Origin of the sequence: Parapedobacter pyrenivorans (assembly GCF_014636865.1) — a bacterium.
Taxonomy (GTDB): domain Bacteria; phylum Bacteroidota; class Bacteroidia; order Sphingobacteriales; family Sphingobacteriaceae; genus Parapedobacter; species Parapedobacter pyrenivorans.
The window spans coordinates 1-13192 of the sequence record NZ_BMER01000005.1; the positions used below are offsets into that span (position 1 = coordinate 1).

A 13192-nucleotide genomic window follows, 5' to 3' on the forward strand; every position below is an offset into this window, starting at 1 on the left:
CAATAACGAAAAAGGTTTCTACCTTTGCAGACCCAAACGGAACGGGGTTCAGCGATGAAGAGGTTCCGGCCCACCGGCGCGATGCGGGTGGGGATTGAAAGCAGAGAGTTTGGCCGGTATAATCTGCCGGTTGGATATAAGAGCCGAAGCGCGAGCGGATGGCGGGAGAGTTCTTGAAAGTTATTGATATTCATGTAGCGTAGCGAGTAGTCTGATTTGATCGGGCGAAAGCTTGAGAAGAGAAGACCTAAGCCGGTCGGGGTCGATAGACATAATTAATTTAAGATCGGTTCTAAGGATTGAGTTTTTTAGGGTCGGCGATCTTAACGATTCATTTTTACAATGGAGAGTTTGATCCTGGCTCAGGATGAACGCTAGCGGCAGGCCTAATACATGCAAGTCGAACGGGATCCACCAGCTTGCTGGTGGTGAGAGTGGCGCACGGGTGCGTAACGCGTGAGCAACCTACCCATATCAGGGGGATAGCCCCTCGAAAGAGGGATTAACACCGCATAAGATTATAAGATGGCATCATCAAGTAATTAAATATTCATAGGATATGGATGGGCTCGCGTGACATTAGCTAGTTGGTAGGGTAACGGCTTACCAAGGCGACGATGTCTAGGGGCTCTGAGAGGAGAATCCCCCACACTGGTACTGAGACACGGACCAGACTCCTACGGGAGGCAGCAGTAAGGAATATTGGTCAATGGGCGAGAGCCTGAACCAGCCATGCCGCGTGCAGGAGGACGGCCCTACGGGTTGTAAACTGCTTTTGCACGGGAACAAACCCCGGTACGTGTACCGGTTTGAGTGTACCGTGAGAATAAGGATCGGCTAACTCCGTGCCAGCAGCCGCGGTAATACGGAGGATCCAAGCGTTATCCGGATTTATTGGGTTTAAAGGGTGCGTAGGCGGCGCGCTAAGTCAGTGGTGAAAGACGGTGGCTCAACCATCGCAGTGCCGTTGATACTGGCGCGCTTGAATGCGGATGAGGTAGGCGGAATGTGGCAAGTAGCGGTGAAATGCATAGATATGCCACAGAACACCGATTGCGAAGGCAGCTTACCAAGGCGATATTGACGCTGATGCACGAAAGCGTGGGGATCGAACAGGATTAGATACCCTGGTAGTCCACGCCCTAAACGATGATGACTCGGTGTCGGCGATAGAATGCCGGCGCCCAAGCGAAAGCGTTAAGTCATCCACCTGGGGAGTACGCCCGCAAGGGTGAAACTCAAAGGAATTGACGGGGGCCCGCACAAGCGGAGGAGCATGTGGTTTAATTCGATGATACGCGAGGAACCTTACCCGGGCTTGAAAGTTAGCGACGGCGCCAGAGATGGCGCTTCCCTTCGGGGCGCGAAACTAGGTGCTGCATGGCTGTCGTCAGCTCGTGCCGTGAGGTGTTGGGTTAAGTCCCGCAACGAGCGCAACCCCTATGAATAGTTGCCAGCATGTAATGGTGGGGACTCTATTCAGACTGCCTGTGCAAACAGTGAGGAAGGCGGGGACGACGTCAAGTCATCATGGCCCTTACGTCCGGGGCTACACACGTGCTACAATGGGCGGTACAGCGGGCAGCCACCTGGCAACAGGGCGCCAATCCCGCAAAGCCGTTCACAGTTCGGATCGGGGCCTGCAACTCGGCCCCGTGAAGTTGGATTCGCTAGTAATCGCGTATCAGCAATGACGCGGTGAATACGTTCCCGGGCCTTGTACACACCGCCCGTCAAGCCATGAAAGCCGGGGGTGCCTAAAGCATGTTGCCGCAAGGAGCGTGTTAGGGCAAAACTGGTGATTGGGGCTAAGTCGTAACAAGGTAGCCGTACCGGAAGGTGCGGCTGGAATACCTCCTTTCTAGGGTACCCCATCGGTACTCGCCACGCACATGGATCATCAATTGACTTCAAAAAGGAAAAAAGAAGAATAGGACACCGTTCCCTTACACGGTATCCGACAGGCAAGAGATAAGCTAGTCCCGTAGCTCAGTTGGTTAGAGCACTACACTGATAATGTAGGGGTCAGCAGTTCAAGTCTGCTCGGGACTACCGATTTCGGGGAATTAGCTCAGCTGGCTAGAGCACCTGCCTTGCACGCAGGGGGTCAACGGTTCGAATCCGTTATTCTCCACGGTTTTCGTTGGATGTGCGGATGCACAGGTAAACGGAAAAAAAGTTCTTTGACATATTGGAAGAAAACAAGAAGAGAGAAGAGAGGGCAACAGAAGCCGTCCGCGCGAGCGGCGGCAAGAGCAGCCGCATGGTAGCAAAAGGCTATGCGGTGAAGAAAGTCAATAAGGGCACACGGGGGATGCCTAGGCTCTCAGAGGCGATGAAGGACGCGACAAGCTGCGATAAGCGCCGGGGATCCGCAAATGGGAATTGATCCGGTGGTTTCCGAATGGGGCAACCTGATGTACTGAAGGTACATCGTATAATACGCGAACGCGCTGAACTGAAACATCTAAGTAGGCGTAGGAGGAGAAAACAACAGTGATTCCGTAAGTAGTGGCGAGCGAACACGGATTAGCCCAAACCGGATATGTTACGGCATATGCGGGGTTGTAGGACCACGACATGGCATTTGCATAGCGAAGTGGAAACCGGAAGGGAAGCCGGTACCGTAGGGGGTGATAGTCCCGTACACGTAAGCGAAGCAAGCCTAGTGGTATCCTGAGTACCGCGGGGTCGGAGACGCCCTGTGGGAATCGAGCGGCACCATCCGCTAAGGCTAAATACTCCTGAGAGACCGATAGTGAACCAGTACCGTGAGGGAAAGGTGAAAAGAACCCCGAACAGGGGAGTGAAATAGAACCTGAAACCGTGTGCTTACAAGCGGTCGGAGCGGACCTGTTCCGTGACGGCGTGCCTTTTGCATAATGAGCCTACGAGTTACTCTTCATTGGCGAGGTTAAGTGGTTCAGCCACGCAGCCGAAGCGAAAGCGAGTCTGAACAGGGCGCACAGTCAGTGGAGGTAGACGCGAAACCTTGTGATCTACCCTTGGGCAGGTTGAAGGTGCCGTAACAGGTACTGGAGGACCGAACCGATAAACGTTGAAAAGTTTCCGGATGACCTGAGGGTAGGGGTGAAAGGCCAATCAAACTGGGAAATAGCTCGTACTCCCCGAAATGTTTTTAGGAACAGCGTGGCGCTTAGTTCCATGGAGGTAGAGCTACCGATTGGGTGCGGGGGAGTCACATCCTACCAAATCCAGACGAACTCCGAATGCCATGGGATATGCGCCGCAGTGAGGCTCTGGGTGCTAAGGTCCAGGGCCGAGAGGGAAAGAACCCAGACCATCAGCTAAGGTCCCCAAATACACGCTAAGTTGGACTAACGAGGTCCGGCTGCACAGACAGCTAGGATGTTGGCTTGGAAGCAGCCATCCATTTAAAGAGTGCGTAACAGCTCACTAGTCGAGCGGCCGGGCGTGGATAATGAACGGGCATCAAGCGTGTTACCGAAGCTATGGGGTAATTAATTACCGGTAGGGGAGCATTCCGGCGGGGGCGAATCCGCAGCGCGAGCTGCGGTGGACTTTCCGGAAAAGCAAATGTAGGCATAAGTAACGATAAGGGGGGTGGGAAACCCCCCCACCGAAAGACCAAGGTTTCCTGATCAACGCTAATCGGATCAGGGTCAGTCGGGGCCTAAGGATAAGCCGAAGGGCGATTCCGATGGACAACGGGTTAATATTCCCGTACTTTTGATGGTTGCGACGCGGGGACGGAGAAGTGACACCACCGCGCACTGACGGAATAGTGCGTTGAAGGGCGTAGGTATACGTATCCCAGGCAAATCCGGGATATGTGCTGAAACCCGATAGTACGGCAAACCTCCGGGGGCGCCGATAGCGTGGGTAATCAGGCTTCCGAGAAAAACCGCTAAGCTCCAGACCATCAAAACCCGTACCGCAAACCGACACAGGTGGTTGGGGTGAGAATCCTAAGGTGCTCGAGTGAATCATGGCTAAGGAACTCGGCAAAATGGCCCTGTAACTTCGGGAGAAGGGGCGCTGCCAGCAATGGCAGCCGCAGTGAAAAGGCCCAGGCGACTGTTTAACAAAAACACATGGCTTTGCGAAATCGAAAGATGAGGTATAAGGCCTGACACCTGCCCGGTGCTGGAAGGTTAAGAGGGGATGTCAGTCCGCAAGGGCGAAGCATTGAATCGAAGCCCCAGTAAACGGCGGCCGTAACTATAACGGTCCTAAGGTAGCGAAATTCCTTGTCGGGTAAGTTCCGACCTGCACGAATGGTGTAACGATCTGGGCGCTGTCTCAGCCATGAGCTCGGTGAAATTGTGGTATCGGTGAAGACGCCGGTTACCCGCAACGGGACGGAAAGACCCCATGAACCTTCACTACAGCTTAACATTGGGACTGGGTGCGTGATGTGTAGGATAGGCGGGAGGCTTCGAAGCGGGTTCGCCAGGATCCGTGGAGCCGACCTTGAAATACCGCCCTTTGCGTATCCGGTTCCTAACCCCGCTGAAGCGGGGGACACTGTTTGGTGGGTAGTTTGACTGGGGTGGTCGCCTCCAAAAAGGTAACGGAGGCTTTCAAAGGTAAGCTCAGTACGCTTGGTAACCGTACGCGGAGTGCAATGGCATAAGCTTGCTTGACTGTGAGGCATACAGGCCGAACAGGGTCGAAAGACGGACATAGTGATCCGGTGGTTCTGCATGGAAGGGCCATCGCTCAAAGGATAAAAGGTACTCTGGGGATAACAGGCTGATCTCCCCCAAGAGCTCATATCGACGGGGAGGTTTGGCACCTCGATGTCGGCTCGTCACATCCTGGGGCTGGAGAAGGTCCCAAGGGTTCGGCTGTTCGCCGATTAAAGTGGCACGCGAGCTGGGTTCAGAACGTCGCGAGACAGTTCGGTCCCTATCTGTTGCGGGCGTGGGAACATTGAGTGGGGCTGGCCTTAGTACGAGAGGACCGGGCTGGACCGACCGCTGGTAAACCAGTTATGCCGCCAGGTGTACCGCTGGGTAGCTACGTCGGGTTTGGATAAGCGCTGAAAGCATCTAAGTGCGAAACCGGCCACGAGATGAGTGTTCCATTGAGGGTCCCCGTAGACTACGGGGTCGATAGGCCGCAGGTATAAAGGTGGCGACACCAAAGCCGAGCGGTACTAATAGCCCGAAGCTTTCTCAAGCAGCAGAATCTGGCGCCCTCTCCGATCACTCCCTGTTTTCTTCCAGTAATATGTCATAATGATCTTCAGGTGCCTATATCGGCGGTGACCACCTCTTCCCATACCGAACAGAGAAGTTAAGCCCGCCAGAGCCGATGGTATTGCCGTAACAGGCGTGAGAGTAGGTCGGCGCCGGATTTTATCCAAAAGCCCCGTTGCAGCAGCAAACGGGGCTTTTTTTGTGCGCATCAATAAGAACCTTACCAGACAAATTCCGTAACTTGCAACCTTTATTAATCAAGTTATATTTTAACACTTTATCGGATTCTTAAAAGTCCGCTAGATAAAGAGAAAATCATGGCATTGGGTATGAATCGACAAAAGAACTGGTTTTCTGCTGGTATCACACTACTGCTGATAGCTGCCTGCTCATATCAAAACGAAAAAGGCCAATCAAATAACGCTTTTGACGTGGACAGCGCGGCTACCTGTGTAGCACATGGAATTCCCTCCCGTGCAGCCGCCATCGCAGAATCCAAAAATACTCATACCTTCCTTGGCGCTGATGACGCACCAATGGTCTATATTAAGGGTGGGACTTTTCGAATGGGTGCTGAGGGCCTTCCTGACGCAAGCCCAATACACGACGTGACTATAGACGGCTTCTGGATGGACGAACATGAGGTGACCAACACTCAATTCTCCCGTTTTGTGGCGGCTACCGGCTATCAAACTGTAGCCGAGCGTCCATTGGATCCCAAAGACTTTCCTGACGTACCTCTCGACGCTCTACAGCCCGGTTCAGCGGTATTTACACCTCCTAATCAAGCGGTAGGATTAAGTAACCACCTCCAATGGTGGCGCTATGTGGTTGGGGCAAGCTGGAGGTCTCCTGAAGGGGCCGGAAGCAGCATCGTAGGCAGAGAAAATGAGCCCGTTGTACACATCGCCTACGAAGATGCCCTGGCTTTTGCTAAATGGGCCGGCAAGCGGCTCCCAACAGAAGCCGAATGGGAATATGCCGCTCGCAGCGGCCAATCAGATACTAAATATTACTGGGGTAATGAATTGAAGCCTAGTGGGAGATGGGCGGCCAATGTGTATCAAGGCAATTTTCCTGTAAAAGATGCCGGGGAAGATGGATACAAAGGAGCAGCACCCGTCAAATCTTTTGCTCCAAACGCCTTTGGATTGTATGATATGGACGGTAATGTGTGGGAATGGTGTTCAGACTATTACCGCCCTGATTATTACAAAGACAGCGCGACCAAAAATCCCACCGGACCGTCGGACAGCTATGACCCTATGGAACCGAATGTGGTAAAACGTGTACAGCGTGGGGGGTCTTTCCTTTGTAACGAGCAGTATTGTGAACGATACATCGCCGGAAGCCGCGGTAAGGGAGAAGTGAGCAGCGGAAGTAACAATCTTGGTTTTCGATGTGTGAGTGACGAGCCGCCACCCAAAAAGTAGCCCTAGCCATTCAAAAAAGCAAGAACGCCCGTGGGGCGGGCACTCCTACTCACTAACCCAATTTGTAAACATTAATATGAAGGGAAAATCGTTATTCACTAAAACTAATCTTCATACTCGCGTAGCTCAAAAAATTGCCGTATAGGCTGAAACCTGCGATGTAATTCTACCGCAAAGCCGAATACAAGCAGTACAGGACCGGTGTTATCGATTTGTTGTTCTTCCGCAACCTCAACAATGGTATTTACCAAGCCGATTGCGACTTTCTCATTGACCATGGAACCATTTTGGATTATAGCGGCCGGCAACCTCCCCCTACCCGCTTCCTGATAAATTGCTACAATCTCCTGAAGCCTATCGAAACCAAGCAAAACTACTACTGTAGCCCTGCTCCGCGCGGCATCCTTTAGCTCACCGGATAATTTACCGCTCTCGTCAGTGCCCGAGAGTATCCACAAACTATCGCTCAGCCCACCATGGGTAACAGGAATCCCCTGCAAACCTGGAACGGAGATAGCGCTCGATATACCTGGCACAATATCCGTCTCGATACTGTAGGACTCCGCGAAGCTTAACTCCTCATATCCCCGACCGAAAACAAACAGATCTCCTCCTTTCAGCCTAACAACATGTCCAAAATTCAACGCGTAATCGACCATTAATTGATTAACTACATCTTGGGAAAAGTTTTCATCCCCTGATGGGTTCCCAACATACACCTTAATTGATTCCCGAGGAGCATAGTCCAATAACCTTTCATCCACTAGTGCGTCGTATAGGACAACATTTGCCGCCTTCAATGCGTTCACGCCTTTAATGCTAATTAAATCGGGATCTCCCGGTCCAGCGCCGACAATCGTGATCTTGGGATCAACATATTGCTTTTTAGAAGCGATTTCTACTGCCATGTCTATGTTCTATTATGTGTTGTCTTTAAAAAAAGCCTCTTCGATGTTTGATGTGTCGAAGAGGCTTCCTATCACTGATAATCCGTACAAAGCACCTTCGACAATATAGCTAACACATTGTGTTTTTGCGCATACACGCCGTGCTGCTGAACAATAGTCTATATGGATTTTTTGTTTGCATGATGCAAATATACACAAAGTCTACTTGCTAAGTAGATATTTTTTCCGGAACAACCTCAAATTCATCGTAAGTTTTTGTATATGAGGCGTATAAATTCGTATTGCCTCGAATTAAAGAAACAGCGTAGCTGTATGTAGTTCTTTTATTACCAGCTATAGTCGTGTGTATAGCGCGATTTGTGCAATATGCGTAAATGCATTAGGCATAGCGTTCCGTAGTAAAAATTGATTCATGTAGCCCGCCTCGATATCATACCGGCTCGAAATCCGAAAGCCAACGGATGCATATGCACGATTCTGGTCTAATAAACGTCCATTCAGGGCAGCTTTATTATGAATATTAAAGAAAAGTTCATTCTGCAAGGATATAAATGCTCCTCGTTCAAAGCGCTCGCCCAATGGCCGACTAAGTGGAATCATACCCCTGATAAAATACCGGGCACGTTGAGCAAACACGGTTTCATCCGGCCGTCTAAGGAAGCGCTGCTCCAACCGGAAGCGATGCTGTGTTGGCATACGGAGCAAATCGCCATTAATGATGTATTGTTGCCAAATGCGGTGCTCAGTCAGACGATTCCCGGCGACGGGCAGTTGGGAAGTCACTAGTGTCGCCGCGTATCCAACTGACGCAGTTTGTCGGGTGTTGACATAATAATTTACCCCAGGCCGTATAAGAAGGAGCGAGTTGGTATTCCAATCCTTGCCGGTCCTGAATTGGATATCATTATTCATCCCCCAGTTTTCGGAAAAACGCACATTGTTGAACCAGCCGGCCCAGCCGCCGAATACGTGATCTTGTGCATGACCAAATTCCGGTGTTAGCGATAGTGTGGTTAACACTAATAGATAGTTTAAGCGCAGATGTTTCATTTTATTTTCTTTAGTTTCGGAAATTTGCGGGCATAAGATAACAAAAAAGGAGGACTGAGGCCCTCCATGTTGGTTGATTCAATATTATTCGAACAAAAAAATTACACTAAATCAAAGCGATCTAGGTTCATCACTTTATCCCATGCTGACACAAAGTCCTTTACAAATTTTTCCTGTGCATCCGAACTTCCGTAAACTTCGGCAAGGGCCCTAAGCTCTGAATTTGAACCAAAGATCAGGTCTGCGCGGGTCGCGGTCCATTTCCGTTCGCCGGTTGCACGATCCAGTCCTTCAAACAATTCCTTGTATTCATCGGTTGCCTTCCAAACCATACGCATATCGAGCAGGGTTACGAAAAAGTCATTAGTAAGACTCTCCGTACGGTCAGTGAGTACGCCATGCTTGGAATTATCAAAATTGGTCTCTAACACACGCATACCTCCGATAAGGACCGTCAGTTCTGGAGCGGTCAGCGTCAGCAATTGCGCTTTATCAACCAGCAATTCTTCCGTCGATACCGTGTATCTCGTTTTCAAGTAGTTCCGAAAGCCGTCCGCTAGGGGCTCAAGCGGCCCAAAAGATTCAACGTCAGTCTGTTCTTGTGATGAATCCATACGCCCTGGCCTGAATGGCACCACCACCTCATAACCCGCATTCTTAGCCGCTTTCTCAACACCTGCGCAGCCAGCCAACACAATAAGGTCAGCAAGGGAAACCTTTTTGCCATTCGATTGTGCATGGTTAAACGCCGTTTGAATGCCTTCAAGTATTTCCAATACGTTCCTCAATTGGGGAGGGTTGTTGACCTCCCAATCTTTCTGCGGTGCCAAACGGATACGTGCGCCGTTTGCTCCGCCACGTTTGTCTGACCCGCGGAATGAGGACGCCGAAGCCCACGCAGTGGTCACCAACTGGGATACCGATAGGCCCGATTCCAATATCTTGGTCTTCAACGCAGCAACGTCGTGCTCATCGATCAATTCATGGTCTACTGCAGGAATGGGATCTTGCCAGATTAATATTTCATCGGGTACTTCAGGGCCCAAGTAACGTTCCCTTGGTCCCATATCACGGTGCGTTAGCTTGAACCACGCACGGGCAAATACGTCTGCAAATTGATCTGGATTTTCGAGGAAACGTCTTGATATTTTTTCGTAGATCGGGTCAAGCCGCAAGGCAATGTCTGTGGTTAACATAGCAGGTGCGATCCGCTTCGACGGATCGTGAGCGTGTGGCACGGTATCGGCGCCGCCGTTATACTTCGGCCGCCATTGGTGAGCGCCGGCTGGACTCTTTGTCAGCTCCCATTCATAGCCGAATAGGTTCCAGAAGAAGTTGTTACTCCATTTCGTTGGGGAAGATGTCCAAGTAACTTCCAGACCACTGGTGATGGCGTCTGCACCTACACCCGTACCGAAGCTGCTTCTCCAGCCAAGACCTTGTTCCTCAATGTCGGCCGCTTCCGGATCTGCACCTACTAAACCCGCATCGCCAGCCCCATGGGTTTTGCCGAAGGTATGACCCCCCGCAATCAGTGCAACGGTTTCTTCATCGTCCATGGCCATGCGTTTGAAGGTCTCACGAATGTCATGAGCTGCCGCAATCGGATCGGGGTTGCCATCAGGGCCTTCTGGATTAACGTAGATCAGCCCCATCTGTACGGCAGCGAGCGGCTTTTCTAGGTTGCGCGTATGGATATCACCATCCGCATTATCATCAGATACAAGTACTGCACCTTCCTTTTCGACCCCTTCGGAGCCCCGGGCATAGCGCTCATCACCACCCAACCAAGTGTTCTCTGACCCCCAGTAGACATCTTCCTCCGGCTCCCAGGTATCTTCACGCCCACCAGCGAAACCAAAGGTTTTGAAGCCCATCGATTCAAGTGCCACGTTACCTGCAAGGACCATTAGGTCAGCCCACGAGATCTGCCGTCCGTATTGCTGCTTTATTGGCCATAGCAGTCTGCGCGCTTTGTCGAGGCTGACATTATCGGGCCAGCTGTTGAGTGGTGCAAATCGCTGCTGCCCACCCCCAGCACCGCCACGGCCGTCGCCTATCCGATAGGTACCTGCACTATGCCAAGCCATGCGGATAAACAAAGGGCCATAGTGACCGAAGTCCGCTGGCCACCACTCTTGGGAGTCGGTCATCAGTTTGCGAAGGTCTTGTTTCACGGCCTCCAAGTCAAGGTTTTTGAATGCTTGAGCGTAATTAAAAGACGTCTCCATTGGGTTAGACAGCGAAGAATGTTGCCTCAATACACTTAATTTTAGCCGATTCGGCCACCAATCCTGATTTTTTGTGCCGCTACTGCCAACATGATGCTTTTTAACCGCTCCACTATGAAAAGGGCATTTACTGATGTTATTTGGATTATTCTCCATGGTTATTCGCTTTTAGTTTATTAAGTCTGTTAGCGCTTCTCGGTTATTCAAATATAAGCTTAATCAGTGGACAAAGTAAAATCACAAAAACCGATATCATATAGTTAAAACCTATAATGTACGATAACAGGATAACTTTGCCGTATAAACTGCACCTGTCGCTAGGTTAGTCTTTGTATTCACACCATTTACCAATATACTAAGCTATTTTTGCACGCGTTATTTAATATTGCGGAAACCGGTATCTTTACCGATAGTAAACCAACAGTTAGCACCATGTTCCATTACATCGTACAGTTTTCCATGTTTGCCGCCACTGCTGTGGCAATTGGCTGCAATCCCTCCGAAAAAGGACTGAAAAATGAGCCTGCCGCCTACGGCCCCACTCCTTCTGCAGCGCAGTTGAATTGGCATGAGATGGAAATGTATTGCCTTATCCATTTTACTCCAACCACCTTTCAAAACAAGGAGTGGGGGTTTGGCGACGCCCCTGCCGATTTGTTTAACCCGCAACACTTTGATGCCAACCAAATTGCCGAAGCAGCCAAGTCTGCGGGTTTCAACGGATTAATATCCGTTGCAAAACATCACGATGGTTACTGCCTTTGGCCTACAAAAACTACCGACTATAACATATCGAATAGTCCTTGGAAAGATGGAAAGGGCGATATGGTGAAGGAATTCATGGAAGCCGCCCATAAACAGGGGATGCAATTTGGCGTTTATGTATCGGCTTGGGACCGCAACCATCCGGAATACGGAAACGCGGAGTATGCTGAAAGTTATCGGGAGCAATTGCGGGAGCTGTACGGTGGTTATGGTGAATTATTTACCAGTTGGCACGATGGCGCCAACGGTGGCGATGGCTACTACGGCGGCGCCAATGAAGTGAGGCGTATCGACAGGTCTACTTATTATGAGTGGGAAGAAAAGACCTGGCCGATTACGCGAGAGATGCAACCCACGGCCGTAATTTTCAGTGACGTTGGTCCGGACATCAGGTGGGTGGGTAATGAGAAGGGAATTGCCGATGAAACTTCATGGGCCACATTCACACCAATAGGCCCAGATGGAGACAAAGCCGCTCCGGGCCATATTGACGACCAGTTCTTGGGCGGCGGACAGCGCGATGGCAAGTTTTGGATTCCCGCGGAGTGCGATGTGCCGCACCGACCAGGCTGGTTTTATCATCCCGAACAGGATCAACAAGTTAAAACGCCCGATCAACTTTTTGATTTATACCTCAAAAGTGTAGGCAGGGGCGCCGCGCTAAACTTAGGGTTGGCACCCAATACCGACGGCCTTTTGCATCCTAACGATGTAGCCTCACTGAAGGGGTTTGGCGAGAAGCTGGCAAAAACATTCGCTGAGAACTTGGCTGCGGGCGCTAAGTTTGAAGCATCGGACATCCGGGATGGCAATGAGCGGTATTTCGGACCAGCCAATCTGTTGGATGGCGACCGCTATAGTTATTGGGCTACAGCTGACGGCGTAACCTCTCCGGAATTGATCATCACGCTGGAAAACGAAGCCACGTTTGATCTTATCCGGCTCCGTGAGAATATCAAATTGGGTCAACGGCTGGACAGTGTATGGGTAGACCGCTGGGCCGATGAGTCTTGGGAACCTCTGGCCAAGGCTACAAGCGTCGGCTCGAGCAGAATTATCGCCCTGAACGAACCCATAACTGCCCAGCGTTTGCGCATACGGTTATTTTCTCCCGTAGCTGTGGCGTTGAGTGACTTCGGCCTGTTCAAGGAAGCCCAAGTAGAATATACAATGGCTGAAATCGAACGTCCGGGAATTGACCCCGCTATCTGGCGTGTTGTTGACAATGGTTTTGATGGTGGCGAACCCGCGCTGACAATAGATAAACGTAAAGAAACATTTTGGCTCACTGCAGAAACGGATCTACCAAAACATATCACTATAGATATGGGCAAATCACAAACCATTACCGGCTTCAGCTACCTACCCCGGCAGGATGGAAACACGGCAGGGCTTATAAGCCGTTATATGTTTGAAACCAGTGTAGACGGAGCGGTATGGAAGAAGGTGTCCACGGGCGAATTTGCCAACATCGTTGCCAATCCCATTGAACAAGTTGTGGATTTCGATAAGTCAATTCAGGCACGCTATTTCCGATTTACCGTAACGGCAGTGGCCAACACATCCGGCAACCATACCGTAGTATCCATAGGTGAGTTTAATGTTTATAGAGATTAAGT

The 13192-nt window shown here is 50.7% G+C and carries 5 protein-coding genes, 2 tRNA genes and 3 rRNA genes; 7 read left to right on the plus strand and 3 right to left on the minus strand.

Going from position 1 to position 13192, the window contains the following annotated elements:
* Window positions 1–339: 339 nt before the first annotated feature.
* The 6 genes from IEV98_RS19170 (at window position 340) to IEV98_RS19195 (ending at window position 6619) form a co-directional block, all read left to right on the plus strand.
* A 16S ribosomal RNA gene (locus IEV98_RS19170) occupies window positions 340–1861 on the plus strand.
* 117 nt (window positions 1862–1978) lie between these two features.
* A tRNA-Ile gene (locus tag IEV98_RS19175) sits at window positions 1979–2052 on the plus strand.
* A gap of 8 nt (window positions 2053–2060) precedes the next feature.
* Window positions 2061–2134, plus strand: a tRNA-Ala gene (locus IEV98_RS19180).
* 153 nt (window positions 2135–2287) lie between these two features.
* Window positions 2288–5166: ribosomal RNA gene (locus tag IEV98_RS19185) — 23S ribosomal RNA — on the plus strand.
* A 66-nt stretch (window positions 5167–5232) separates the two neighbouring features.
* A 5S ribosomal RNA gene (gene rrf / locus IEV98_RS19190) occupies window positions 5233–5344 on the plus strand.
* The 16S, 23S and 5S rRNA genes sit together here with 2 tRNA genes alongside, the layout of an rRNA operon.
* Window positions 5345–5503: 159 nt before the next feature.
* Complete coding sequence (locus IEV98_RS19195; RefSeq protein ID WP_229738854.1) at window positions 5504–6619, plus strand: formylglycine-generating enzyme family protein; 1116 nt, start codon at window positions 5504–5506, stop codon at window positions 6617–6619.
* 104 nt (window positions 6620–6723) lie between these two features.
* On the opposite strand, the gene cobA is transcribed toward IEV98_RS19195, so the two are convergent.
* The 3 genes from cobA to katG all read right to left on the minus strand — a co-directional run bounded on the left by cobA (window position 6724) and on the right by katG (window position 10964).
* Window positions 6724–7527, minus strand: a complete 804-nt coding sequence (cobA, locus tag IEV98_RS19200) for a uroporphyrinogen-III C-methyltransferase (protein WP_188507664.1) — start codon at window positions 7525–7527, stop codon at window positions 6724–6726.
* 333 nt (window positions 7528–7860) lie between these two features.
* Window positions 7861–8547 (minus strand): DUF2490 domain-containing protein, encoded by a 687-nt coding sequence (locus IEV98_RS19205; protein ID WP_188507665.1) that lies wholly within the window; start codon window positions 8545–8547, stop codon window positions 7861–7863.
* Between the two features lie 131 nt (window positions 8548–8678).
* The gene (gene katG, locus IEV98_RS19210) at window positions 8679–10964 is read right to left on the minus strand and encodes a catalase/peroxidase HPI (RefSeq protein WP_188507666.1); all 2286 of its coding nucleotides are present in this window, start codon (window positions 10962–10964) and stop codon (window positions 8679–8681) included.
* Between the two features lie 276 nt (window positions 10965–11240).
* On the opposite strand from katG, the gene IEV98_RS19215 reads away from it, so the two are divergent.
* Window positions 11241–13190: an alpha-L-fucosidase gene (locus IEV98_RS19215; RefSeq protein ID WP_229738855.1), complete on the plus strand. Its 1950-nt coding sequence runs from the start codon at window positions 11241–11243 to the stop codon at window positions 13188–13190.
* Window positions 13191–13192: the final 2 nt, after the last annotated feature.

Coding starts and splice junctions, on each gene's coding strand:
- katG (WP_188507666.1), bottom strand. CDS start 10,964: ATGGAGAATAATCCAAATAACATCAGTAAATGCCCTTTTCATAGTGGA.
- cobA (WP_188507664.1), bottom strand. CDS start 7,527: ATGGCAGTAGAAATCGCTTCTAAAAAGCAATATGTTGATCCCAAGATC.
- IEV98_RS19195 (WP_229738854.1), top strand. CDS start 5,504: ATGGCATTGGGTATGAATCGACAAAAGAACTGGTTTTCTGCTGGTATC.
- IEV98_RS19215 (WP_229738855.1), top strand. CDS start 11,241: ATGTTCCATTACATCGTACAGTTTTCCATGTTTGCCGCCACTGCTGTG.